At 70.1% G+C, this 23,140-nt stretch carries 21 protein-coding genes, 1 tRNA gene and 2 pseudogenes; 10 read left to right on the top strand and 14 right to left on the bottom strand.

Annotation, left to right across the window (positions count from 1 at the left end; genetic code table 11):
• Window positions 1-26 precede the first annotated feature (26 nt).
• The 4 genes from ACIRRY_RS46940 (at window position 27) to ACIRRY_RS46925 (ending at window position 5,062) form a co-directional block, all read left to right on the top strand.
• Window positions 27-100: transfer RNA gene (locus ACIRRY_RS46940), tRNA-Lys, on the top strand.
• Between the two features lie 104 nt (window positions 101-204).
• A complete protein-coding gene (locus ACIRRY_RS46935) occupies window positions 205-918 on the top strand; it encodes a FadR/GntR family transcriptional regulator (RefSeq protein WP_393762250.1) in 714 nt (237 codons plus the stop codon).
• Between the two features lie 314 nt (window positions 919-1,232).
• Window positions 1,233-3,131 (top strand): glycosyltransferase family 2 protein, encoded by a 1,899-nt coding sequence (locus ACIRRY_RS46930; RefSeq protein WP_403985698.1) that lies wholly within the window; start codon window positions 1,233-1,235, stop codon window positions 3,129-3,131.
• On the top strand, window positions 3,128-5,062 hold the full coding sequence (locus ACIRRY_RS46925) for a galactose oxidase-like domain-containing protein (RefSeq protein WP_403985696.1): 1,935 nt from the start codon (window positions 3,128-3,130) through the stop codon (window positions 5,060-5,062). Before ACIRRY_RS46930 ends, ACIRRY_RS46925 begins: the two co-directional genes overlap by 4 nt.
• An 81-nt stretch (window positions 5,063-5,143) precedes the next feature.
• On the opposite strand, the gene ACIRRY_RS46920 is transcribed toward ACIRRY_RS46925, so the two are convergent.
• Complete coding sequence (locus tag ACIRRY_RS46920; protein WP_403985694.1) at window positions 5,144-6,172, bottom strand: glycoside hydrolase family 6 protein; 1,029 nt, start codon at window positions 6,170-6,172, stop codon at window positions 5,144-5,146.
• A gap of 153 nt (window positions 6,173-6,325) precedes the next feature.
• On the opposite strand from ACIRRY_RS46920, the gene ACIRRY_RS46915 reads away from it, so the two are divergent.
• Window positions 6,326-7,015, top strand: coding sequence for a response regulator receiver protein (locus ACIRRY_RS46915; protein WP_403985692.1), 690 nt, complete (start codon window positions 6,326-6,328; stop codon window positions 7,013-7,015).
• Window positions 7,016-7,268: 253 nt separating this feature from the next.
• Here the strand turns inward: ACIRRY_RS46915 and ACIRRY_RS46910 are convergent, their stop codons facing one another.
• Both ACIRRY_RS46910 and ACIRRY_RS46905 read right to left on the bottom strand, forming a co-directional pair.
• Entirely contained in the window at window positions 7,269-7,952 is a 684-nt protein-coding gene (locus ACIRRY_RS46910) for a class F sortase (protein WP_403985690.1), read from the bottom strand.
• A gap of 5 nt (window positions 7,953-7,957) precedes the next feature.
• Window positions 7,958-8,500 (bottom strand): hypothetical protein, encoded by a 543-nt coding sequence (locus ACIRRY_RS46905; protein WP_403985688.1) that lies wholly within the window; start codon window positions 8,498-8,500, stop codon window positions 7,958-7,960.
• Window positions 8,501-8,614: 114 nt separating this feature from the next.
• On the opposite strand from ACIRRY_RS46905, the gene ACIRRY_RS46900 reads away from it, so the two are divergent.
• Complete coding sequence (locus ACIRRY_RS46900; protein WP_403985686.1) at window positions 8,615-9,394, top strand: HAD-IIA family hydrolase; 780 nt, start codon at window positions 8,615-8,617, stop codon at window positions 9,392-9,394.
• Window positions 9,395-9,427: 33 nt separating this feature from the next.
• Here the strand turns inward: ACIRRY_RS46900 and ACIRRY_RS46895 are convergent.
• The 7 genes and pseudogenes from ACIRRY_RS46895 to ACIRRY_RS46865 form a co-directional block, all read right to left on the bottom strand.
• Window positions 9,428-10,122: pseudogene (locus ACIRRY_RS46895) on the bottom strand (2-aminoethylphosphonate ABC transporter substrate-binding protein); the annotation flags it as partial.
• A pseudogene (locus tag ACIRRY_RS46890) lies at window positions 10,115-10,789 on the bottom strand (ABC transporter ATP-binding protein); the annotation flags it as partial. The pseudogenes ACIRRY_RS46890 and ACIRRY_RS46895, both read right to left, overlap by 8 nt.
• Entirely contained in the window at window positions 10,786-11,487 is a 702-nt protein-coding gene (locus ACIRRY_RS46885) for a phosphonatase-like hydrolase (protein WP_403985719.1), read from the bottom strand. The pseudogene ACIRRY_RS46890 and the gene ACIRRY_RS46885, both read right to left, overlap by 4 nt.
• Window positions 11,488-11,548: 61 nt before the next feature.
• Window positions 11,549-12,673, bottom strand: coding sequence for a TIGR03364 family FAD-dependent oxidoreductase (locus ACIRRY_RS46880; RefSeq protein ID WP_403985684.1), 1,125 nt, complete (start codon window positions 12,671-12,673; stop codon window positions 11,549-11,551).
• Window positions 12,674-12,826: 153 nt separating this feature from the next.
• Window positions 12,827-13,582 carry a GntR family transcriptional regulator gene (locus ACIRRY_RS46875; protein ID WP_403985682.1) on the bottom strand — a complete coding sequence of 252 codons (756 nt, stop codon included), beginning with the start codon at window positions 13,580-13,582 and terminating at the stop codon, window positions 12,827-12,829.
• Window positions 13,583-13,613: 31 nt separating this feature from the next.
• On the bottom strand, window positions 13,614-14,474 hold the full coding sequence (locus ACIRRY_RS46870; protein ID WP_403985680.1) for a hypothetical protein: 861 nt from the start codon (window positions 14,472-14,474) through the stop codon (window positions 13,614-13,616).
• Window positions 14,475-14,620: 146 nt separating this feature from the next.
• A complete protein-coding gene (locus ACIRRY_RS46865; protein ID WP_403985678.1) occupies window positions 14,621-16,081 on the bottom strand; it encodes an ROK family protein in 1,461 nt (486 codons plus the stop codon).
• 257 nt (window positions 16,082-16,338) lie between these two features.
• Here ACIRRY_RS46865 and ACIRRY_RS46860 point away from each other — a divergent pair, with 257 nt between their 5' ends.
• From ACIRRY_RS46860 to ACIRRY_RS46850, 3 genes are read left to right on the top strand one after another with little or no spacing between them, the layout of a single operon-like run.
• Entirely contained in the window at window positions 16,339-17,424 is a 1,086-nt protein-coding gene (locus tag ACIRRY_RS46860) for a Gfo/Idh/MocA family oxidoreductase (protein ID WP_403985676.1), read from the top strand.
• On the top strand, window positions 17,421-17,936 hold the full coding sequence (locus ACIRRY_RS46855) for a heme-degrading domain-containing protein (protein WP_403985674.1): 516 nt from the start codon (window positions 17,421-17,423) through the stop codon (window positions 17,934-17,936). The genes ACIRRY_RS46860 and ACIRRY_RS46855 overlap by 4 nt, the downstream gene beginning before the upstream one ends.
• A gap of 59 nt (window positions 17,937-17,995) precedes the next feature.
• Window positions 17,996-18,871, top strand: a complete 876-nt coding sequence (locus tag ACIRRY_RS46850; RefSeq protein ID WP_403985672.1) for an LLM class F420-dependent oxidoreductase — start codon at window positions 17,996-17,998, stop codon at window positions 18,869-18,871.
• Between the two features lie 117 nt (window positions 18,872-18,988).
• On the opposite strand, the gene ACIRRY_RS46845 is transcribed toward ACIRRY_RS46850, so the two are convergent.
• From ACIRRY_RS46845 to ACIRRY_RS46830, 4 genes are all read right to left on the bottom strand, one after another.
• The gene (locus tag ACIRRY_RS46845; RefSeq protein WP_403985670.1) at window positions 18,989-19,846 is read right to left on the bottom strand and encodes a fumarylacetoacetate hydrolase family protein; all 858 of its coding nucleotides are present in this window, start codon (window positions 19,844-19,846) and stop codon (window positions 18,989-18,991) included.
• A gap of 144 nt (window positions 19,847-19,990) precedes the next feature.
• Window positions 19,991-20,647: a membrane protein insertase YidC gene (yidC, locus tag ACIRRY_RS46840; RefSeq protein ID WP_403985668.1), complete on the bottom strand. Its 657-nt coding sequence runs from the start codon at window positions 20,645-20,647 to the stop codon at window positions 19,991-19,993.
• 84 nt (window positions 20,648-20,731) lie between these two features.
• On the bottom strand, window positions 20,732-21,034 hold the full coding sequence (locus ACIRRY_RS46835; RefSeq protein WP_403985666.1) for a DUF6412 domain-containing protein: 303 nt from the start codon (window positions 21,032-21,034) through the stop codon (window positions 20,732-20,734).
• 67 nt (window positions 21,035-21,101) lie between these two features.
• Entirely contained in the window at window positions 21,102-21,629 is a 528-nt protein-coding gene (locus ACIRRY_RS46830) for a winged helix-turn-helix transcriptional regulator (protein ID WP_403985664.1), read from the bottom strand.
• Between the two features lie 69 nt (window positions 21,630-21,698).
• Here ACIRRY_RS46830 and ACIRRY_RS46825 point away from each other — a divergent pair, with 69 nt between their 5' ends.
• Complete coding sequence (locus ACIRRY_RS46825; RefSeq protein ID WP_403985662.1) at window positions 21,699-23,123, top strand: MFS transporter; 1,425 nt, start codon at window positions 21,699-21,701, stop codon at window positions 23,121-23,123.
• The last annotated feature ends 17 nt before the right edge of the window (window positions 23,124-23,140 follow it).

Genomic DNA, 23,140 nt, shown 5'->3' with positions numbered 1-23,140 from the left:
TCCGGTAGAGTTGTGCAGGTCAACACGCGCCGCTAGCTCAGTTGGTTAGAGCAGCTGACTCTTAATCAGCGGGTCCGGGGTTCGAGTCCCTGGCGGCGCACAGACAGCGAGGCCCTCCGCGGTGCGGGGGGCCTTTCGCATGGGTGGAACATCGGTGCGGGCGGAACACAGCTGTCCCCCCGTTTGGCCGGTTACCCTCTGGCCATGACAGCCCGTGACCTGCAGGAGCGGATCAAGAAGCTCATCCTCGACCGTCGGCTGTCCTCCGGGGCCCCGCTGCCGACCGAGCCCGAGCTGATGGTGTTTCTCGGTGCGAGCCGGAACTCGGTGCGCGAGGCGCTCAAGGCGCTCCAGGCGATGGGGATCGTCGAGATCCGGCACGGCTTCGGGACGTACGTCGGCCCGATGTCGCTCGCGCCGATGGTCGAGGGGCTCGCGTTCCGTACCGTCGTCGGGCACTACCGCGGCGAGGACAGTCTGCTGCAGTTGCTCGAACTGCGGGAGGCGGTGGAGTCGGGGCTCGTGGCCCGGCTCGCGGGGCGGCTGCCGGAGCGGGATCTCGTCGAACTGGACGCGCTGGTACGGCAGATGGAGCGGGAGGCCGCCGAGGGCGTGGGGCTCGCGGCCACCGACCGCGCCTTTCACGCCACGCTCTACCGGGGGCTGGACAACGCGCTGCTGAGCGAGGTCCTGGAGGCGTTCTGGGACGCCTTCCACCGCGTCCACACCGATCTCGCGGCCGGCCCGCAGGACCCCGGCGTCACCTGCCGCCAGCACCGGGCGATCCTCGACGCGGTCCGGTCCGGGGATGCGAAACGTGCCGAGAACGCCATAAGAGAGCACTTCGACAACGTGCGTACACGACTGTCCACAACAGCACCGCATGATCCCCACACGCGCCCCAATGAACGCGTATGACCGGTAAACACCGCGTTTCGTCTCTTGCGATCAAGATGAGCACCGTAGAACCCTGGTTTTGAAGATACTGCCGATACATGGCAGTTGAGGGGGTACGGAACCGGTTGCGCGGTTTCGCGGGGAGGAGGGGCCCCGCCCTGGAACAGATGTCGGAGGGGGCATCGCGCAACCGGACGGTCGCAGTCGCATATCTCTGTGCATGGACTGTGTGGTGACTGTGGCCACCACTGACACGTCCGGCGGGGTCGAGGGGGACGCCGACGGGCGGCCGCGACAAACAGACACGCGCGTTTTCGCGTGTGGGGGGATGACTCATGACGTCGACGCCGACGGGCGCCCGGCAGGGCTTCGACCCGTCACAAACCACCGAACTCAGAGTCCCGGGACACCGGACCGGCGGCTTCCGCAGGATCAAGAACACACTTCCGAGATACGACTACGAGCACTACAGCCGCCTGGCGGGACCCCTCACCCAGCCCGCCCCGGACCGGCCGTACAAGGTCCAGTACCGCTCGCTGCTGTCGCAGGAGACCCACCGGATCCGCGCCGCGCTCATGCTGAGCGCGGCGCCGCTGTTGTCCCTGGTGCTGCTGGGCTGGCTGATGCAGCCCAAGCACTGGACCCAACGCGACTATCCCGCCTACGACTTCCTGCCCGCGCTGGACATCGTGATGCTGGTCGCGATCGGTCTGATCGAGTTCTTCCGCTGCATGAACGTGCTGTCCAACGCGCACGCCACGCTGGTCGCCCGCGACCCGGTCCCGGTGGTGCCCGAGACCGGCACGAGGGTCGCGTTCATCACGACGTTCGTGCCCGGCAAGGAACCTCTCGAGATGGTCACCACGACCCTGGAGGCGGCCATGAAGCTGCGCCACCGAGGTCTGCTGCACGTGTGGCTCCTGGACGAGGGCGACGACCCCGAGGTCAAGGCGGTGTGCGGGCGGCTCGGCGTACATCACTTCACCCGCAAGGGAGTTGAGCGCTGGAACCAGCCCAAGGGGCCGCACCGCGCGAAGACCAAGCACGGCAACTACAACGCCTGGCTGGAGGCGTACGGCGACGCGTACGACTACTTCGCCTCCGTCGACACCGACCACGTACCGCTGCCCAACTACCTGGAGCGGATGCTCGGTTTCTTCCGCGACCCGGACGTCGGCTTCGTCATCGGCCCCCAGGTGTACGGCAATTACGACACCCCGGTCACCAAGGCGGCCGAGTCGCAGCAGTTCCTCTTCCACGCCCTGATCCAGCGGGCCGGCAACCGCTACGGCTCGCCGATGTTCGTGGGCACCTCGAACGCCGTACGGATCAGGGCACTTCAGCAGATCGGCGGGCTGTACGACTCGATCACCGAGGACATGGCCACCGGCTTCGAGATGCACCGCGCCAAGAACCCCGTCACCGGCCGGAAGTGGAAGTCGGTCTACACGCCGGACGTGCTCGCGGTCGGTGAAGGGCCCAGCGCCTGGACGGACTTCTTCACACAGCAGCTCCGCTGGTCCCGAGGGACGTACGAGACAATCCTGAAGCAGTACTGGAAGGGCTTCTTCTCGATGCCTCCGGGCAAGCTCTTCAACTACACCATGATGATCATCTTCTACCCGATGTCGGCCCTCAACTGGATCCTGGCGGCGCTGAGTTGCGCCCTGTTCCTGGGCCTGGGCGCCTCGGGTGTGAACATCGACCCGACGATGTGGCTGATGCTCTACGGCAACGCGTCCGCGCTGCAGATCGGCCTCTACATCTGGAACCGGCGGCACAACGTCTCCCCGCACGAACCGGAGGGGTCGGGGGGCGTCGCCGGCATGGTGATGTCGGCACTGTCGGCGCCGATCTACGCCCGCTCGCTGCTGGACGCCGTACTGCGCAGGAAGAGCAGGTTCGTCGTCACGCCCAAGGGCGACTCGGCCAGCCCCGACACCTTGTTCGGGACGTTCCGGGTGCACTGGTTCTTCATCGTGATCTTCGCCGGGTCGCTGCTGGCCGGGTTCGGGAACGGGCACGCGCACCCGGCGATGCTCACCTGGGCCACGTTCGCCCTGCTGATCACCGCGTCGCCGATCCTCGCCTGGCGGTACATGCTGCGCCAGGAGCGGAAGAAGCCTCCCGTCGTGCCCACCGTCCCCCAGCAGAAGCCCAGTTGGGCGCCGGCGGGCAACAACGAGCAGACCCTGCAGATCGCGCTCGGTGCGACGGGGGGTCGTAAGGAATGAGGGAAGCCGGCCGGCGCCGTGCCCGTCGACTCGCGGTCAGCACGGTGGTCGTCATCGCCCTGGCCGGGATGAACGGGCCCTGGCTGTACAGATTCGGGACCGAGAGATACCACCAGTACGTCATCAACAAGCCCGAGTACAAAGCCGACAACGGGCACTGGGACATCATCCAGTTTCCCAAGAAGTACCGGCAGGACACCATTCACGCGGTGCTGCTGCACACCGGGAAAGTGCTGCTGGTGGCCGGTTCGGGGAACAACCAGGACAACTTCGACGCGAAGAAGTTCGAGTCGCGGATCTGGGATCCCGTCAAGGGCACGATCAAGAAGATCCCCACGCCCGCCGACCTGTTCTGCACCGGGCACACCCAACTCGCCGACGGCAATATCCTCATCGCGGGCGGCACCAAGAAGTACGAGAAGCTGAAGGGTGACGTCAAGAAGGCCGGCGGCGTCATGATTCTCTACAACGAGAACCCCGACAAGCCGATGACCGTGCGTCAGGGAACGAGGTTCACCGGCAAGGCGAACGGCAAGACGTTCGTGTCCACGGACTCGGTACTGATACCGCGCGCGAAGAAGGTGTTCGACAAGCAGACCGGCAGGTTCCTGCGGAACAACCCCGGTTACGCCCGGGTCGTCGTCGAGGCACCGAAGGAGGGCACCCGGTACGAGACCGGCGCGCAGGACAACTACCGGATTCTGGGGCTGACCGGCGCGGACGAACGCAACACGTATGGCATCGGGAACAAGTTCGGACTGGACAAGCGGGACTTCGAGGGGATCAGGAACGCGTACGAGTTCGATCCGGTCGCCGAGAAGTACATCAAGGTCGATCCGATGAAAGAGGCGCGCTGGTATCCGACGTTGACGACACTGAGCGATGGGAAGGTGCTCAGCGTGTCCGGGCTCGATGACATCGGGCAGTTGGTGCCGGGGAAGAACGAGGTCTTTGATCCGGCGACCAAGAAGTGGACGTACACGAAGACGAAGCGGCAGTTCCCCACGTATCCGGCACTGTTCCTGATGGAGAACGGGAAGTTGTTCTACTCGGGATCGAATGCGGGGTACGGGCCGGCCGACGTGGGGCGTGATCCGGGTATGTGGGATGTCGACACCAACTCGTTCACCAAGGTGCCGGGGTTGAGTGATCCGAAGATGTTGGAGACCTCGGCGACCGTGCTGTTGGCTCCGGCGCAGGACGAGAAATACATGGTGATCGGGGGTGGAGGGGTTGGGGAGTCGAAGTTGGCGACGAACAGGACTCGGCTCGTCGATCTCAAGGATGCCTCGCCAACGTTCGTGGACGGGCCCTCGTTGGAGAAGGGGACCCGGTATGCGCAGACGTCCATCCTGCCCGACGACACGGTGCTCGTTTCCGGTGGGTCCGAGGATTATCGGGGGCGTAGTGACTCCGACATTCTTCAGGCTCGGATCTATCATCCGGACACGAACACGTTCGAGGAAGTCGCCGATCCGTTGGTGGGGCGGAACTATCACTCCGGGTCGATTCTGCTGCCGGATGGGAGGGTGATGTTCTTCGGGTCCAATCCGTTGTACGCGGACAAGGCGAACACGAAGCCGGGGGTTTTTGAGCAGCGGATCGAGATCTATACGCCGCCGTATCTTTACCGGGATTCTCGGCCGGATCTTTCTGGGGGGCCGGAGTTCATTGCTCGGGGGGATTCGGGGACGTTCGTGTCTGAGCATGCGGCTTCTGTGAAGAAGGTGCGGTTGATTCGGCCCAGTGCTTCTACGCATGTGACCGATGTTGATCAGCGGTCTGTCGCGTTGGACTTCAAGACGGCCGGGAACAAGATCACGGTGACTGTGCCCAAGGACAGGAACCTGGTGCAGTCGGGGTGGTACATGCTGTTTGCGGACGATGATCTGGGGACACCCAGTAAGGCGCTCTGGGTCAGGGTTCCGTAGCGGTTGTGTTGTGGGTGCGGGGGCGTGGGGGCTGGTCGCGCAGTTCCCCGCGCCCCTAAAAGCAGGGGGTTGGGCCGAAGGCTAGCCAGAGGATTTGGCCAAGTTCAGTGCGTAACTGGGCCACCACTCGCCCGCCTTTGGACCGTTCTTGCATTCGCCGTCCGACTCTCCTGGGCGTTTGATCCACAGGTAGGCGTCCACCAAGGGGTCCGCTGTTTTTGTGGTCGGGGTTTCACCCAGGGACCTGCCTGGGGGGTTGCACCAGTTCTCGTCCTCGTCGCCCTCCGTATACGGTCCGTTGCCGTTGCGGCTGGTGTCGATGACGAAGTGTTTGTCGGCGGTCTTGGCCGAGAGCTGTTTGCCGTAGGTGATGGAGTCCTGGGTGGAGTAGAAGTTGGAGACGTTCACCGCGAAGCCGTCGGCCTTGGTGATGCCCGCTCGCTGGAGGGGCCGGTAGATCTCGTCGGGGTGGCCCCAGCCCGCGTTTCCGGCGTCCAGGTAGACCTTCGTGTTCTTCAGGGACTTGAGCTTGGTGATGGCGTAGTTCAGGAGGTCGTAGCGCTCGGCCTGGTGCTCGGCGGGTGTGCAGCCGTCCACCAGGTGGAGCAGGGCGTCCGGTTCCAGGATCACCGTGGCCGGGCGGTCCGCGATGCCCTGGGTGACCGCGTCGAGCCAGGTGCGGTAGGAGTCGCCGTCGGCCGCGCCGCCCTGGGAGTACTGGCCGCAGTCGCGGTGCGGGATGTTGTAGAGGACCAGGAGCGCGGTGCGGCCGGCCCGGTCGGCGGCCTCGGTGAAGCCCTGGGCCTCCGCCTTGGGGTTCTCCGGGCCGATCCATTCGCCGGTGGGCTGTTCGGCGATCTTCCGGATCTGTTCGGCGTCGGCCGTCTTGCCCGCCTTGGCGTAGGCGGCCACCTGCCGTGCCGCGTTGGTGTCCGGGTTGACCCAGATCGGGTCCGCTCCCTTGGGCTGTTGGGTGATCTTCGCTCCCGCGTCGGGTTTCTTGCCCCCGCCTCCGGAGGAGGAGCATCCCGCGACCAGTAGTGCCGCCCCCAGGACCAGCGCCGACGTCCGTGTGCCGAAGGCGACCGAGGTCCCCTGGCTGCCGTACATCCAACTCCCCCTTGGCTGTACCGATCCAAGGCTCAATCGTGACATACGTGGCGTGCCGCCCACGAGGACACCGGGCATGTTGTCGGTCGGCTGTTACACCCCCGCCCCGCTGGACAGGCGCTCGGCCCGGGGCAGGGGAAGGCGGTGGCCGTCATGCACCACGCGACCCGGGAGGACCGGCTCGCCGCGGCGCTGGTGGAGGCCGCCGACACCCTGAGCGAGACCTTAGACACCGGGGAGTATCTGCGGCGGCTGTCCGACCGGTGCGTGGAACCGCTGTCCGCGTGGGCTGCCGGAATCATGTTGATCGATGGCGATCGGACTGTGGCTCTGGCCGGGAGCGGGTGCGGTGGACGGGAAGCGGTGACGCTTGAGCTGCTCGCCGCTCAGCGCAACGGCGGGCCTTGTAGGGAGAGTTACGGCTCCGGGCGGGCTGTTTCACCGGTCGCGATCAGCGTGGCCCATGCGGACGGACGCTGGCCCGAGTTCACCGAGCGGGCTCTGCGGCACGGTGTCGTGGCGACCTTCGCGGTGCCGGTGCGGCGGCTCGACGCTCTGCTCGGCGCGCTCAATGTGTTCGTGCCGACGGTGCCCAACGGCGCCTCGGACGGCGGGAGTTCGGAGGTGTCGGTGGCGCAGGCACTCGCCGATGCCGCCGCTCTGGGGTTGCGAAATCATCGCGCTTACGCCCCATACCGAGCGCTGGCAGGTCGGTGTCGACGAGGCGTTCGGCGCGCTGCGCGGGTATGCGTGACGGCAGCGGCCGCCGATGGACTTGGTCGCCCGGGCGGCGCTCGAACGGGACCTGGGCGACGCCGAGTTGAGGGCGTCGTAGAACCCTGAACGACCTGTGCATATGACAGGGAGCTACCACACCGGGACATGGCGTCATTCGCCCTCTAGGCCCGGGCGCTCATTCGTTCTACAGTCGATTCGAGCGGCCCTGGCCCCTGCCGGTCACACCCTCCACCACGGGGTTTCCCAGACCTCCCGCGTCGTCCGCCGGGTTACTCCCGCAGCCCGTGCGTGCGCGGTCGAGGACCAGCCCGGTCGACGGCTTCCGGGGGGAGCGGGTCGTCGGCCGGGCAAGGTGGTGTCAGAGACCGGTTCCGGTGAGGTAGGCGGAGACGATCACATTCGCCGTGTAGCTGTGGCTGCCGCGGTCGAAGGTGCCGCCGCAGGTGATGAGGCGGAGTTCGGCGCGGCCCGACTGCCGGCTGCCGTAGGCCTGTTGGGCGTCGAAGCGGGCGCGGGTCAGGACGCGTACGTCGTCGACGGTGAACTCGGCGACCTTGCCGTCGTCGCGGATGACTCGGACGGTCTGGCCGGGCCGTAGCGTGCTGAGCTTGTAGAAGACGGCGGGGCGGGTCTCGGTGTCGACGTGGCCGACCATCAGGGCGGTGCCGGCGGCCCCGGGCCGCACTCCGTTGCCGTACCAGCCGACCACGCCCGCCTGGTCGAACGGCGGCGGGTCGATCGCGCCCTGCGCGTCGAGGCCGCGGGTCACCACCGGTGCCTGTACGGCGAGTTGGGGGATGTCGATGCGCTGGGGCAGTGCGTCTCCCAACGGCTTTGCCGCGGGCGGGAGTTCGGCCTCCGGGGGGCGGCCGACCGCCGCCACGTCGCCGGTCGTCGGCGCGGATATGCCCAGCCGTATGTCGGTCAGGTCCTGACCCCACAGCCAGAGCCCGAGCAGCAGCACGGCCCACGCCACCCCGGTCAGCAGCCGCCCGGTGCCGGTGGACCGCTCGTGCTCGGCGGGTCGGTCGTGATCGAACATGCCGGTCAGCCCGTCCTGCGGCTCCGTCGGGCGCTGCGCAGCGCCACGGCCGCCGCGGCGACACCGGCCAGCAACAGACCCACCACCGCCTGCGCGGTACCGGGACCGGCCGCACGCGCGTCCACGGCCGCGAGATGCGCCGTACCGCCACCGCCCGCGTGAACGGGGGCGACGGGTGAGGCGGGTGCGGAAGGCGCCACGGACGGGGACCGCGACCCGCTCTCCACGACCTTGATCGCGCCCTTCACCGTCACGCTGCCGCAGGTGATCTTCACGTCGTAGCTGCCCGGTTCCAGGGCGGTGCGGACGCGGGTCTCGCCGGCGAGGGTGCCGGCCGCGCCGACCAGCTCGGCGTCGGCGACGAACGCGTCCGAGGCCGCCGAGCCCGTCGTAGCGGCGCAGCCGCTGATTTTGAGGGCGACGTCGGCGCCGGGGGCGGGGGACGCGGGGGTCACCGAGACGGTGCCTCCGTCCGCCGCGTACGCCGTCGGGGTGAGTGCCGCGAAAGCCGCCGCACCTGCACAGAGAGTGACTTTGAGTGAGCCCATCGTGAACCTCCAGATAACTGGAGACTCCTCCTCGTCCCCCGGTCACGCATCCCTGGCGGGGCCCTATTGCTCCGTATGGGGGAGGGGGGGGTGGGAGTGCTTAGCATGGTGGCCATGACAGAGCGCAAGCCCATCGAATCGTGGCTCACCGACATGGACGGGGTGCTGATGCACGAGGGCGTCCCCGTGCCCGGCGCGGACGCGTTCATCAAGACGCTGCGGGAGAAGGGCCGTCCGTTCCTGGTCCTCACCAACAACTCGATCTACACCGCGCGTGATCTGCACGCCCGGCTGAACCGGATCGGCCTCGAAGTCCCGGTGGAGAACATCTGGACCTCGGCCCTGGCCACCGCCGCCTTCCTGGACAACCAGCACCCCGGCGGCACCGCCTACGTCATCGGCGAGGCCGGGCTGACGACGGCCCTGCACGACGCGGGGTACGTGCTGACCGACTCCGACCCCGACTTCGTGATCCTCGGCGAGACCAGGACCTACTCCTTCGAGGCTCTCACCAAGGCGATCCGGCTGATCAACAACGGGGCCCGGTTCATCGCCACGAACCCCGACAACACCGGGCCCTCGCCCGAGGGCGCCCTGCCGGCCACCGGATCGGTGGCCGCGCTGATCACCAAGGCGACCGGCAAGGAGCCGTACTTCGTCGGCAAGCCGAACCCGCTGATGATGCGGAGCGCGCTCAACACCATCGGCGCCCACTCGGAGAGCAGCGCCATGATCGGCGATCGGATGGACACGGACGTACTGGCCGGTCTTGAGGCCGGGATGGAGACCTTCCTCGTCCTCACCGGGCTGACGACCAGGGGCGATGTGGAGCGCTATCCGTACCGGCCCACGAAGGTCGTGGAGTCCATCGCCGACCTGGTCGACCTGATCTAGCTCGATGTGACCCGGTCGGGCCCGGGGGTCCGGTCAGCTGTCGGTGGCGGACTGCCAGTCCTCGATGTACGACGTCAGGTTCTTGTCGACGTCGGTCCAGTCGGGTTCGAAGATCTGGACGCCGGTCATGAGCTTGGTCAGGGCGGTCGCGTTGGCGTCGGTGGCCTTGACGTCCTGCCGGGCGCCGAAGCCGCCGCCGATCGCGCTGACCTGCTGCTGGGCGGTGCGGCTGAGCATGTAGTCGAGGAGCTTCTCGCCGCCTGCGCCGTGCGGGGCCTTGGTGACGAGGCCGGCCGCGTACGGGAGGGCGAAGGTGGTGGGCTGCCCGCCCCGCTTCGCCGGGAACCAGATCCCGAGGTTCGGCATGGTCTTGGACTGGGCGTAGTTCATCTGCACATCGCCGTTGGCGACGAGCAGTTCGCCCTTGTCGACCTTGGGCGCGAGCTTGCCGGTGGAGGCGGAGGGGCCGACGTTGTTCGACTGGAGCCTCTCAGATAGGCGAGGGCCGCGTCCTTCCCGCCGAAATCGTGAATTGCCTTGATCAGTACGGCGGTTCCGTCGCCGGCGACTCCGGGCGTGGAGTACTGGAGCTTGTTCTTGTAGGTGCCGGCGAGCAACTCCTCCCAGGTCGTGGGCGCTTGGGTGAGCTGCTTCTTGTTGTAGACGAACCCGAAGTAGTTGTTGACGACGGAGGTCCAGGTGCCGTCGGCCGCCTTGTCGGCTCCCGCACTCCTGGAGCCGGGCCCGGTCCATGACGGCGATCCGGTCGGCCAGTGTCAGCGCCTCGACCTGGTCATGGGTGACGTAGAGGATCGACACGTCGGGCAACTCCCGGTGCAGCCGGGCGAGTTCGGCGAGCATGCCGGACCGGAGCTGGGCGTCGAGCGCGGAGAGGGGCTCGTCTAGAAGGAGGACGCCGGGCCGGATCGCCAACGCCCGTGCGATCGCGACCCGTTGCTGCTGCCCGCCGGACAACTCCCGTGGATGGCGCCGGGCGTAGGCGCCCATGCCGACCATCTCCAGCGCCTCGGCGACCCGGGTACGGATCTCACCGCGCGGCACCTTGTGCGCCTTGAGCCCGAAGGCCACGTTGTCCTCGACCCGCAGATGCGGGAAGAGGGCGTACTGCTGCACCACCATCCCGACCCCCCGCCGGTACGGCGGCAGGTCGGTGACATCGCGTCCGCCGAGGAACACCCGCCCGGACACCGGCCGCACGAACCCGGCGACCGCCCGCAGCGCGGTGGTCTTGCCGGAGCCGGACGGTCCGAGCAGCGCCATGACCTCGCCGGGTTCGACGGTGAGGTCGAGGGAGTCGAGGACGACGGTGCCGTCGTAGGCGACGGTGACGGAGTCGAAGCGGATGCCTTCGGTCGAGCGGATGCCGTCGGTCATCCGAGGACTCCGGGCAACTGTCCTACCCCGTCCAGGACTTGGGTCGCCCCGGCCGCCCGCAGCGCGTCCGCGTCGTGGGCGCCGGTCAGGACACCGGCGACCACGCCCGCTCCGGCGCGGACCCCGCTGAGCATGTCGTACGAGGTGTCGCCGACGACGGCGAGCTGCCGTACGTCGTCCGCGGCGGCCGTCCGCAGGAACGCGGTGAGGACCATGTCCGGGTAGGGGCGACCCCGGCCGCCGGCGTCGGCGGGGCAGAGCGTGAGGTGGGCGAGGTCCTGCCAGCCGAGCGCGGCCAGGATGGCGTCCTGGGTGGTGCGGGCGAAGCCGGTCGTCAACACCACGGTGCGGCCTTGGGACGTGAGCAGTTCGATGGTCTCGCGGGCACCGGGCAGGGCCGCGACCCGGCCGGCATCGACGAGTTCCGCGTACCCCGCCTCGAAGGCCTTGTTGGCTTCCTGGGCCTGCGCTTCCGTCCCGAACAGGTGCCGGAAGACGGAGATCTTGGACTCGCCCATGGTGGCGCGGACGTAGTCGAGCATGTCGGCGGGTTCCGCGCCCAGGTACCGGGCCGCGGCGGCGAACGCCTCCTCGACGAGGCCGCCGTCGGCGACGGTGGTGCCGGCCATGTCGAGAACGACGAGACGGATATCGAGGTTCGTGGGCGTATGCGGGTTCATGGGCGTATGCGGGTTCATGGGCGTCTGCGGGTTCATGGACGTATGCGGGTTCATGGACGTCTGCGGGTTCATGGGTGGCTCACCAGTCCAGTTCGTTCGCGGTGGTTTCGGCGATCGCCGGGGAGCAGGTCATGCCGCGCCCGCCGGGCCCGGTGACCAACCAGACGCCGTCGCGCACCTGTTGGCGGTGGACGACGCGGGCGGGGTCGGTGCACTGCGCGTACACGCCGGCCCAGCGGCGGCGGATCTTCGGGAGGGGACGGCCGAGGAACGACTCGACGACCTCGGCGAGATGGTCGTAGGGGTCCTCGGTGGTGTCGAAGGCGAAGGGGTGCTCGTACTCGTGGGTGTCGCCGATGGTCAGGCCGCCGTCGGCGCGCTGCACCATGAGGAGTTGCATGGCGTGGGCGGCGGCGGTCGGCAACTGCGGTCGGTGGGCGGCCAGTTGATCGAGGGCGGGACCGCGGTAGGCGGGGTAGTAGCGGAAGCTGTCCGCGTCGGCGACCGAGGTGGTGAGGGGCTCGCCGAGCGGGTCGGTCTGCATCATCTGCAAGCGGACGCGGCGGACGGGGAGTTCGGGCCCGGCGAGTTCGCGGACGAGCCCGCCGAGCCAGGCGCCGGTGCACAGGATCACCGCGTCGGAGGCGTGCACGTCCCCGTGGTCGTCGCGTACCGCGTGCTCGCCGACCACCTCGCGGACCTCGCGGCCCGGCAGGAAGGTGTAGTGCGGGGACTTCGACAGCTCGGCGCGCAGGGCGAGTTGGGCGGTGCGGGGTTCGACGGCCGCGTCGCGTTCGCAGTACAGGGCGGCGGTGAAGTCGCCGCGCAGGGCGGGGTTGAGGGCGCGGGCCTCGGTGGGGGTGAGGAGTTTGTAGCCGCGGGCTGCGGAGTCCTCGCGGGCCACGGCGGCCTCGGCGACGGCGAGTTCGCGTTCGCCGCGGACCGGGGTCAGCGAGCCGTTGGCCCGGAAGCCGAGCCCGGGGACGCGAGCGCCGATCCCCTCCCACAACTCCCTTGCCCGCAGGGCGGTTTCGAGTTCCTCCCCGCCCGCGCGACCACTCACCCAGATCTGCCCGAAGTTGCGCAACGACGCGCCGCGAGCCTCCGCCTCGCGCTCGATCTGTACGACCTCATGGCCGCGTTCCACTGCTTGCCAGGCGTGCATGGTGCCCACCACGCCGCCTCCGACCACTGTCACTCTCACGACGGCCACGCTCCTCGGAATCCGGGAACCGGAACGGTCCGGCTCCCAACGAGAGCGTGAACGACCCATCACGTTTGGGCTAGACCCGTTACCTATCCGTGATCAATGTGGAGAGGGTGGCGCGTGGGTGGTTCACCCGGTGTGGCTGCCGCTTCAGCCGGTGTGGTGGGTGGTGAAGGAGAAGCGGTCGCCCCGGTACAGGCCGCGGACGCGTTCGAGCGGCTGCCCGTCCGTGTCCCGCGACACCCGGTGGATCAGCAGCATCGGGAGGGCGGGCGGGGTGCCGATGAGGAGGGCCTCACGCGGGGTGGCGAGCACGGTCTCGATGCGTTCGTCGGCGTCGCCGAAGCGGATGCCGCGGGCGGCGAGGTAGCCGTAGAAGGAGGAGTCGGGCTCGAAGTCCGTGTCCAGGTGCGGGAGTCGGGCGACGGCGACGTAGGTGCTCTCGAGGCCGACCCGCTCGTCGTCGGCGAGCAGGACGCGTTCCAGGTGCCAGACGGGTTCGCCGCGGGTCAGTCCGGTCTCGGCGGCGAGTGCGTCGGAGCAGGGGAAGCGGTCGAGCGTGACGAGGCTACGGCCCGGGGTGCGCCCCTGTCGTCGTACGCCCTCGGTGTAGCTGGCCAGGGACAGCGGCTGTTCCAGCTTGGGTCCCGCGACGACCGTGCCGCGCCCCTGCCGGCGCAGCCTGCCCTCCAGCACGAGTTCGCGCAGCGCCTGCCGCACGGTCTCGCGGGCGACCTCGTACCGCTCGGCGAGGTCGCGTTCGGTGGGGATCAGGTGGCCCTCCCCCAACTCGTCGACTAGCGCGGCGATTTGGGCCTTGACCGCGTAGTACTTGGGGATGCGGCCGTGCTCCGGGATGCCGGAGCGGACGGGGGCGCCGGGGGCCTGGTCGTTCGGGTAGTCCACGCGGAGATCGTCGCAGAAGGGGCGGGCCGCGTTATAGGCGCCTCCGGGCGAGCAGGGCGCCGACGGTGACGAGGAGGACGGACGTGACGGCGAGGACGAGGTGTGCGGTGCCGATTCCGGTGCGGGCGAGTTCGTCGGTGAAGGAGAGGTCCTCGGCGGGGGTCGAGGTCGGGGTGGGGAGGGGGGTCGCCGGGGAGGCGGCGGAGGTGGTGGCCTCGGGGTCGGTGAGGTCGCCGGGGGCCGCGGCCTGGACGTCGAAGCGGTAGTCGTTCGACTGCCCGATCCAGTCCCCGTCGTCGGCATGGCGCTGTACGACGGCCGCGTCGGCGGTGATCTCGTTGGCCACGGTGTCCGGGGCGAGGGCGAGGCGCACCTTCACCGTGAGGGTCTTGCCGGGGTCGACGGTGAACCCGGGAAAGCCGTCGTCGAAGGCGCCGACGAGTTCGGCCTCGTCGGTCCTGTCGAAGTGCACGGGGTGGGGGCGGGGGCTGGTGCCGTCGTAGAACTCGAGTCTGGGCTGGGACGGTTTCAGCGCGTGCTGCCGGTCGACGAGGACGACGACCGGGTGGATCCCGGTGCAGCGGCGGGCGGTGGTGTTGGTGAGGTCGAGATACCAGATGCCGTGGCCGCCGCCGGCCGTGTAGGAGTCGGGGCCGTCGTGGATGCGGGTGGTGAGGGGGAAGGCGCGGGCGTCGGGGGCGGCGCAGGCGGGGGTGGCGTCCGCCGCGTGGGCCGGGGGCGGGGCTGCGATGAGGAGGAGGGAGAGGGGGGCGGCTGCGGCGAGGCAGAGGGGCCAGGACCGGGGCCGGGACAGGGGTGTGCGCAGTGGGGGGTGCGGTGAGGTTCGAGGCCGGGTGCGGGGCGGGGTGCGGCGTCTCAGGGGCAGTCGCATAAGCACATGAGCGTGCCGGACGGGGGCTGTTGATCGGGGGTGCCGTGCCGGTGGGGGGCCACGAATGCCTCGAATGGGCGGGGTGGGGCGGCTGTTCGGCCCCTTGGTTCGCCGGGACCCGTAGACCCCTTGGATCCCGCAGGCCCCTACCCGTCCGCCCTTCCGAACAGTGGCCCCAGCAGCAACTGTGCCGCCCCCTCAGCGACTCCTCGCGCCCCGCCGGAGGCAACCCGTACGGGTACGGCGGCCTCGCGGGCGCCTTCGCGGCGGGCGCGTTCGTCGAGGACAGCGGCGACTCCGCGGACGAAGGGTTCCGGGTCGGCGGTGACGGTGCGGCCGCCCAGGAGGACGAGGTCGATGTCGAGGAGGCCCACGAGGTTCGCGGCGCCCGCACCGAGGACCCGTGCCGCCTCACCCACGTCGCCGCGCGCCACCGCGGCCAGGCACAGGGCCTCGATACAGCCCCGGTTCCCGCAGTCGCAGGGCGGGCCGTCCAGCTGGATCACCTGGTGCCCGAACTCCCCGGCCCCGGTCCGCGCCCCCCGATGCACACCCCCGCCGATCACCAGCCCGGCACCGAGCCCGGTCCCGAGATGCAGATAGGCGAACGACCCGCCCTCCCCAGCGACGGCCAGCCCGAGCGCGGCGGCGTTCGTGTCCTTGTCGACGACCACCGGCACCCCGAGCCGCCGCGCGAGCGCGTCCCGCAGGGGGAACCCGTCCCACTCGGGGAAACCGGTGACGCGGTGCAGGATGCCGTGGATGTGGTCCAGGGGACCGGGGAGCGCCACACCGACACCGAGCAGGAGCCCTACGGCGGGGCGCACCACCACGGACACCGGGTCACCCGTCGTACCGACAGCCTCCGTACCGACAACGCCCGAACCAGCAGGCTCCGTACCGGCAACCCCGCTACCAGCAGGCTCCGTACCGGCAGCCCTCGTACCAGCAGACCCCGTACCAGCAGACCCCGTACCAGCAAGCGCCGAGCCGACAGCCTCCGTACCGGCACCCCTCGTACCGGCAACCCCGCTACCAGCAGCCTCCGTACCGGCAGCCCTCGTACCAGCAAGCGCCGAGCCGACAGCCTCCGTACCGGCAACCCCCGTACCGGCAACCCCCCTACCGGCAAGCGCCGAGCCAACAGCCTCCGTACCGGCGACCGCCGCCCCGACACCGCCCCGCACGCCCACTCCCCCGGCCTCCCCGACCAGTTCCTCGACCTCCCGCCCCACCGCCTCCACGACAACCCCGGCCCCCGCCCCCAGATCCAGCGAAGCGCCCCGCTCCCCCACCACCGCACCCGTGAGATCGACCAGCACCACCCGCAGCTTGTCCCGGTCCAGATGGACCCCCACCGCGTGCCCGGCCTCCGGCACCAGCCTCAGGACCGTGCGCGGTTTCCCGCCCGTGGACGCGCGCCGGCCCGCCTCCGCGACGAGGCCGGAGTCACGGAGCCGAGCGGTGATCTTGCTGACGGCCTGCGGGGTGAGCCCGGTGCGTTCGGCGAGTTCGAGGCGGCTGATCCCGTCCGTGCCGGCCGTCCGCAGCAGGTCGAGGACCAGCGCGGTGTTGTGACTGCGGACGGCGAGCAGATTCGCCCCCACGGGACCTACGGAACCCGCAGGACCCATGGAACCCATGGAACCCATAGGACCTACGGCTCCCGCAGCGCCCGCACTTCCCACAGCTCCAGCCACACCGACACCTCCCGCCACACCAGCCGTACCCACCGCACCAGCCACACCCGGTGCACCCACCGCACGCACCCTCGCCCCTGCCCCGCTCCCGCCCCACACACTGTTCACACCCCCATTCTCCCCACCACTTGCACTTTGGCAACAGCGTTGCCAAAGTGGAGGGCATGACTGGACGCACGACTCGCACACCCCTCCGCGTCGGCCTCGTCGGCTACGGCCTCGCGGGCTCCGTCTTCCACGCCCCGCTGATCGCCGCCACCGAGGGCCTCGCCCTGGACACGGTCGTCACCTCGAACCCGGAGCGGCAGGAACAGGCCCGCGCGGAGTTCCCGGACGTCCGTACGGCCGCGACCCCTGACGAACTGTTCGCCCGCGCCGACGACTTGGACCTCATCGTCATCGCGTCCCCGAACAAGACGCACGTCGCGCTCGCGACCACCGCGCTGAAGGCCGGCCTCCCGGTCGTCGTGGACAAGCCGATCGCCGGCACCGCGGCCGAGGCCCGTGAGCTGGCGGCGCTCGCCGAGGAGCACTCCCTCCTCCTCTCCGTCTTCCAGAACCGCCGCTGGGACAACGACTTCCTGACCCTGCGCAAGCTGCTGGCCGAGGGCGAGCTGGGCGACGTATGGCGCTTCGAGTCCCGGTTCGAGCGCTGGCGCCCGCAGCCCAAGGGCGGCTGGCGCGAGTCCGGCGACCCTGCGGAGATCGGGGGTCTGCTCTACGACCTCGGCAGCCACGTCGTGGACCAGGCGCTGGCCCTCTTCGGCCCCGCCGCCTCCGTGTACGCCGAGTCGGACATCCGCCGCGCGGGCGCGGAGACGGACGACGACACGTTCTTCGCGATCACCCACACGAACGGCGTCCGCTCCCACCTGTACGTCTCCGCGACCACCGCTCAACTGGGCCCGCGTTTCCGGGTGTTGGGCTCCAAGGCGGGCTATGTGAAGTACGGCCTCGACCCCCAGGAGGCGGACCTCCGCGACGGCAAGCGCCCCGGCACGGAGAAGAACTGGGGCCAGGAACCCGAGTCGCTCTACGGCCGTGTCGGCGCCGGGGAGTCCCCCCTCACCGGCGGTGGCCGCCCCGAGCCGACGCTCCCCGGCGACTACCCCGCGTACTACGCGGCCGTCGCAGCCGCCCTCCTTGACGGCGCCCCCAACCCGGTGACCGCCCTGGAGGCGGCCGCCACCCTCGACGTACTGGAAGCCGCGCGCCGCAGTGCCCGCGACGGAGTGACGGTGACCCTGTGACCCAGAACAAGCCCGCGATCACCCAGCGGATCGCCCCGGAGATCACCCCGACGGTGGAGGAACTCGAGGCGCAGGAACGCCGGTTGGTGTTCCAGCGGTTCACCTACGAGGACGCCTGGACGCTGGGTTCGCTGCTCGTGGAACGGGCCCGCGAGAGCCAGGCGCCGGTCGCCATCGACATCCGGCGCGGCGGTCAGCAGCTCTTCCACGCGGCGCTGCCGGGCTCGTCCCCGGACAACGACGCGTGGATCGACCGTAAGCGCAAGGTGGTCGAGCGCTTCGGTGCCGCCTCCTACCTGGTCGGCACCCGCTTCCGCGCCAAGGGCAGCACCTTCGAGGACTCCTCCCGCCTCGACCCGGACGAGTACGCGGCCCACGGCGGCTCGTTCCCGATCAGGGTCGAGGGCGTGGGCGTGATCGGCACGGTGACGGTGAGCGGGCTCCCGCAGTTGCAGGACCACCGGTTCGTGGTGGCGGCGCTGGAGGAGTTCCTGGGCGACGGACGGGATTAAGCAGGAACCGACTCCGGTTGGCACTGTCCATACGTCCGACAGCGGAGGGAACAGCAGCGATGAGCGATACGCCGAGGAAACCGAGGGAAACAGTCGGACGGTACGGCATCTGGAGCGTGGGCCTGCGCACCGAGGATCCGGCCCGGCGCGGTGAACTCGCCGACGCGGCAGCCGAGTTGGAGCAACTCGGTTACGGCGCCGTCTGGTTGGGCGGCAGCAGCGCCGCACGGCACGCCGTACCGCTGATCGAGGCGACCTCGACGCTCGCCGTCGGCACCAGTATCCAGAGCATCTGGCAGTACGACGCGGCCGAAAGCGCCGCGAGCTTCGCGGAGTTGGAGGCGGCCCACCCCGGCCGCTTCCTGCTCGGCCTCGGGGTGAGCCACGCCAAGCTGGCGGACCAGTACCGCCGCCCGTACTCGGCACTCGTGAGCTACCTGGACGCCCTGGACTCTGCCGGAGTCCCCGCCGACCGCCGTCTCCTGGCCGCTCTCGGCCCGAAGACCCTGGAGCTGGCACGGGACCGCTCGGCCGGCTCGATCCCGTACCTGGTCACCCCCGAGCACACGGCCAAGGCCCGCGACCTCCTCGGCGAAACCCCGCTGCTGGCACCGGAGTTGAAGGTGGTCCTGGAATCGGACCCGACCCGGGCCCGCACCCTGGCCCGCGACTACCTGGCCATGTACCTGGCTCTCCCGAACTACACCAACAACTTCCTCCGCGACGGCTTCACAGAGTCCGACATCGCGGACGGCGGCAGCGACCGCCTGGTGGACGCGGTGTTCGCATGGGGCGACGACGCCCGGATCCGCGACAGGATCGAGGCCTTCCGCGAGGCGGGTGCCGACCATGTGGCCCTACAGCTGGTGGACGGCGCCTCACGCGAGTCACTCCCACGCGAGGCCTGGCGCAGGCTCGCCTCACTGCTGGGCTGAGCGGCAGTTGCCTTTGGGGGTGCGGGGCCGTGTCGATATGCGGCTCCGCCGCGTGGGCCCGACCAGCCACAGCACAAGCGCACCCGCCGACAACCCGCAGCCCCCCACCCCCGCCCCTCAGGCGTCCTTGAACTCCTGCCGCTGCTTTCCCAACCCCGCGATCTCCAGCTCGACCACATCCCCGGCCCGCAGGAACGGCTTCGGCTCGGGCTGACCCAGCGCGACACCCGCCGGCGTACCGGTGTTGATGACGTCCCCGGGGTACAGGGTCATGAACTGGCTCACGTAGCGCACCACTTCGGCGACCGGGAAGATCTGCTCGGCGGTCGTCCCGTCCTGCTTCAACTCCCCGTTGACCCACAGCTTCAGCGACAGCGCCTGTGGGTCCGGCACCTCGTCCGCCGTCACCAGCCACGGTCCCAGCGGGTTGAACGTCTCGCAGTTCTTCCCCTTGTCCCAGGTCCCGCCCCGCTCGATCTGGAACTCCCGCTCGGACACGTCGTGCGCGACCGCGTACCCCGCGACATGCGCGAGCGCCTCCTCGTGCGAGGACAGATAACGGGCCGTACGTCCGATGACTACCGCCAGTTCGACCTCCCAGTCCGTCTTCACGGACGTGCGGGGCACGAGCACGGTGTCGTACGGCCCGACGACCGTGTCCGCCGCCTTGAAGAAGATGACCGGTTCCGCGGGCGGCTCGGCGCCGGTCTCGCGGGCGTGGTCGTGGTAGTTCAGCCCGATGCACACGACCTTGCCGATCCCGGCCAGCGGCGGCCCGACCCGGAGCCCGTCGGCGTCCAGCGCGGGCAGTTCCCCGGCGTCGGCGGCGGCGCGGATCCGGCCGAGCGCGGCGGTGTCGGCGAGCAGCGGCCCGTCGATGTCCGGGACGATGCCGGACAGGTCCCGCAGGGTCCCCTCGGCGTCGAGCAGCGCGGGCCGCTCCGCCCCTGCCGTACCGACTCGCAGCAGCTTCATGTTCACCATCTCCATCGATCGTGCGGGGCCGTCGACCGATGGGTGCAGCCATCGGATGACTGGCCGATCCTCCAAGCTCACGGTCCAGTCCGCAATACCCGGTTCACGGACTGGACCGGCACCGCGCCGCTCAGCTGTACGGACTCAGCTATACAACAGGGCCCGTTCGACCGCGCTCCAGGCCGCGCTGGTCGTCACGTACAGCGCGACGGCGAGCGGTACGACGGCCACGGTGACGAGGGTGAGGAAGGACATGAGCGGCAGCACCCGGCCGACGGCGCTGGCGACGGCCGCCGTCCGCCTGGTCCGGACGTAGGTGAAGGTCGCGACCACGGCGACGACGGCGAACAGCCCGACGTAGACGAGCCCGGCCGGCCCGAACACCCCGCCCCCGGCGAGCGCGTCGGCCCAGCGTCCGTCGAGCGGCGCGGCGAACAGCCGGTGGGAGAGGAGGCCGTCGCCGCCGCCGGAGAACAGGCGGTAGAGGAGGAAGAACGCCGGGAGCTGGAGCAGGCTCGGCAGCAGTCCGGACAGCGGGGAGACCTTCTCCTCGGCGTGCAACTCCAGTACGGCGGCGCTGAGTTTCTCGGGCTGCTTCGCGTACCGCTTCCGCAACTCGGCGATACGCGGCTGGAGTCGCGCCCGCGCCCGCTGGCCGCGCGCGGCGGCCCGGGAGAGGGGATGGACGAGGAGTCGTACGAGAACCGTGAACAGGACGATCGCGACGGCGACCGCGGCCGTGCCGAACAACGGGTGGAGCAGGTCGGCGAGTTGGCCGACCGTGCGGGTGAGAACGGACATGGGTGAGCCCTCCGGGGGTCTCGTCGTGCCAGGAGTGGGCATGGCGATGCGACGACCCGCGCGGAGGCGATGAAACGGGATGCCTTACGCGGTGGTCGTCCGGAGGGGGTGTCCCGGGGCTCGGGGGCGTGGGCGGCCCGAGGCGTCGGGGTCGCGCTGGGGCAGGAAGGCCGTACGGCGGGCCCGGTCGCGGATGGCCGTACGGACCCGGGCGGGCGGTACGGCGGGGGCGCGGCGCGCGGTGAGGAGGGCGCGGACGGCGAGGGCGGTGGCGGTCGCGGCGAGCGCGACGGTGACGGCGGCGGGGAGGCCGCCGGTGTCCACCAGCGTCAGTGGGAACAGCAGGAGGAGGAAGAGGAACGGGAGGGTGGCGCGACCGCGGTTCATCGGCTCTCCGTCCCCCAACTGGCTTTTCCGTACCGTCAGTTATACCGGACCGGTCATAGAGGCTCGCTCATGCCGGGTCGGTCTCGATCGGCTGGAGCAGTCGGCGCGGCCGGAGGAGGGCGCGGCTGACCGGATCTCCGGGGTCCGGGTTGAGTCCGGGGCCCGGCACCATGAGGACGTCCCCGGCCGGAACGACGAACCCGCAGGTGGGGCACTCGCCGTAGGGGCCGAGTTCGGTGTCGCAGGCCGTGTGCAGGAAGAAGCGGAGCTGGGGCTCGCCGAACTGCTCGCGGCCCCACCGGCCCAGTGAGCGCAGGGTCGGCCACAGGGCGATCGCGCGGTCGGTCGGGACGTACTCGTCGCGCGGCGGGGACTCCTGGTACCGGCGCTTCTCCAGGATGCCGGCGGTGGTGAGGGCCTGGAGGCGGGCGGCGAGGACCGCGCGCGGGATGCCGAGGTGGACGAGGAAGTCGTTGTAGCGCCGGACGCCGTAGAGGGCGTCGCGGACGACGAGCAGCGTCCAGCGCTCCCCGACCACCTCCAGCGCCCGGGCGATCGAGCATTCCTGTGTCGCGTAGTCCTTGCCCAGTGCCATGCCGCCCACCTTAGCCACTTTCCGACGTCAAGGTTCATTGAACGAACCTATGGTGTTACGGTACTCCACATGACTAGGTTCAGTGAACGAACTCTCAGCCGGACTTCCACGGCTCCCGGGACCTCCGAGGCCCCCGAGGCCGCCCCGGTCTCCGAGCCGAGCGTGCCGCACCCCCGCGCCACCCTCGCCCTGACCAGCGCGGCCACCGCCGTGGCGCTGATGACGTACACCGCGCCGATGGTCACGCTCCCGGACATCGCCGCCGCCCTGCACACCCCGCTCTCCGCCCAGGCCTGGCTGCTGAACGGCACCCCGCTGGGCCTGGCCGCGCTGCTCCTGGTCGCCGGCAGCCTCGCCGACGACTACGGCCGCCGCCGGATCTTCCTGGCCGGCACCTTCGCGCTGGGCATCACCACGGCACTCTCCGCGCTCACCTCCTCGACCCTGCTGTTCACGCTGACCCGGATCGCGCAGGGCGCGTCCAGCGCGGCGCTGCTCGCCAGCAGCCTGGGCCTGATCGTGCACGCCTTCCCGACCCCGCGCGGCCGACTGCACGCGACCGGAGTGTGGGGCGCGTTCGTCAGCGGCGGCATAGCCGTCGGCCCACTGGTGACGGGCGCGATGCCCGACTGGCGCCTCGCCTACGCCGTCCTCGGCGCCGCCGCGCTCGTCGTGGGCGCCCTCGGCATCCGTACGCTGTCCGAGTCCCGCGCACCGCGCGGCGGACGCCCCGACCTGGCCGGAGCGGTCACCTTCGGGCTGGCGCTGGTCGCCCTCGTCGCCGCGCTGACCCTGGGCCGCGACGGCTGGCTGCGCGCCCCGGTGGGCCTGCTGGCGCTGGCGGCCGTGGTGCTCGTCGGCGTCTTCGCGCTGGTGGAGCGCCGGGGCGCGACCCCGATGATCGACCTGAGCCTGCTGCGCCACCGCCTCTTCCTGGCCTCCTCGGCGGGCGGCCTGTTCACGGGCTTCGCAGTGATCGGCCTGTTCAGCTTCCTGCCGGCGCTGCTCCAGCAGACGCTGGGCCTGTCGGCGATGGACACGGCCTGGCTGTTCCTCCTCTGGTCGGGCCTGTCCTTCACGGTCGCCCTCCAGGCCCGCCGCCTCGCCGGCCGCGTCTCCTCCCGGCACCAACTCACCCTGGGTTTCCTGCTGCACGCGGCCGGCGTCCTGACGATGCTCGGCGCGCTGGACTCCGGTTCCTGGCTCCGGCTGCTGCCGGGACTGGTGATCGCCGGGGTGGGCAGCGGTCTGCTGAACGCCGCGCTGCCGCTGCTGTCCGTGGAATCGGTGCCGGCGGCCCGCGCCGCGATGGGCTCCGGCGCACAGCAGACGTTCCGGTACATCGGTTCCTGCGCGGGGGTCGCGCTGACGATCGCGATCGCCACATCGGCCGGGGGCGGTCTTGCCCAGGGCGCGGACATCGCGATGGTGGTGTCGGCGGGGCTCGCGGTGGTGGCCGCGGTGAGTGTGGGGGTGTTGCGGGAGCGGGCGTGACGCCTCAACCAGGCCGC

This window comes from Streptomyces sp. NPDC101776 (assembly GCF_044766845.1).
Taxonomy (GTDB): Bacteria; Actinomycetota; Actinomycetes; order Streptomycetales; family Streptomycetaceae; genus Streptomyces.
This window is presented reverse-complemented; position numbering and strand designations above follow the sequence as displayed.

What these genes read in the sequence shown, in the direction of transcription:
- ACIRRY_RS46935 (WP_393762250.1), top strand. Translation starts at nt 205, where the DNA reads ATGACAGCCCGTGACCTGCAGGAGCGGATCAAGAAGCTCATCCTCGAC.
- ACIRRY_RS46930 (WP_403985698.1), top strand. Translation starts at nt 1,233, where the DNA reads ATGACGTCGACGCCGACGGGCGCCCGGCAGGGCTTCGACCCGTCACAA.
- ACIRRY_RS46925 (WP_403985696.1), top strand. Translation starts at nt 3,128, where the DNA reads ATGAGGGAAGCCGGCCGGCGCCGTGCCCGTCGACTCGCGGTCAGCACG.
- ACIRRY_RS46920 (WP_403985694.1), bottom strand. Translation starts at nt 6,172, where the DNA reads ATGTACGGCAGCCAGGGGACCTCGGTCGCCTTCGGCACACGGACGTCG.
- ACIRRY_RS46915 (WP_403985692.1), top strand. Translation starts at nt 6,326, where the DNA reads ATGCACCACGCGACCCGGGAGGACCGGCTCGCCGCGGCGCTGGTGGAG.
- ACIRRY_RS46910 (WP_403985690.1), bottom strand. Translation starts at nt 7,952, where the DNA reads ATGTTCGATCACGACCGACCCGCCGAGCACGAGCGGTCCACCGGCACC.
- ACIRRY_RS46905 (WP_403985688.1), bottom strand. Translation starts at nt 8,500, where the DNA reads ATGGGCTCACTCAAAGTCACTCTCTGTGCAGGTGCGGCGGCTTTCGCG.
- ACIRRY_RS46900 (WP_403985686.1), top strand. Translation starts at nt 8,615, where the DNA reads ATGACAGAGCGCAAGCCCATCGAATCGTGGCTCACCGACATGGACGGG.
- ACIRRY_RS46885 (WP_403985719.1), bottom strand. Translation starts at nt 11,487, where the DNA reads ATGAACCCGCATACGCCCATGAACCCGCATACGCCCACGAACCTCGAT.
- ACIRRY_RS46870 (WP_403985680.1), bottom strand. Translation starts at nt 14,474, where the DNA reads ATGCGACTGCCCCTGAGACGCCGCACCCCGCCCCGCACCCGGCCTCGA.
- ACIRRY_RS46860 (WP_403985676.1), top strand. Translation starts at nt 16,339, where the DNA reads ATGACTGGACGCACGACTCGCACACCCCTCCGCGTCGGCCTCGTCGGC.
- ACIRRY_RS46850 (WP_403985672.1), top strand. Translation starts at nt 17,996, where the DNA reads ATGAGCGATACGCCGAGGAAACCGAGGGAAACAGTCGGACGGTACGGC.
- ACIRRY_RS46845 (WP_403985670.1), bottom strand. Translation starts at nt 19,846, where the DNA reads ATGAAGCTGCTGCGAGTCGGTACGGCAGGGGCGGAGCGGCCCGCGCTG.
- yidC (WP_403985668.1), bottom strand. Translation starts at nt 20,647, where the DNA reads ATGTCCGTTCTCACCCGCACGGTCGGCCAACTCGCCGACCTGCTCCAC.
- ACIRRY_RS46835 (WP_403985666.1), bottom strand. Translation starts at nt 21,034, where the DNA reads ATGAACCGCGGTCGCGCCACCCTCCCGTTCCTCTTCCTCCTCCTGCTG.
- ACIRRY_RS46830 (WP_403985664.1), bottom strand. Translation starts at nt 21,629, where the DNA reads ATGGCACTGGGCAAGGACTACGCGACACAGGAATGCTCGATCGCCCGG.
- ACIRRY_RS46825 (WP_403985662.1), top strand. Translation starts at nt 21,699, where the DNA reads ATGACTAGGTTCAGTGAACGAACTCTCAGCCGGACTTCCACGGCTCCC.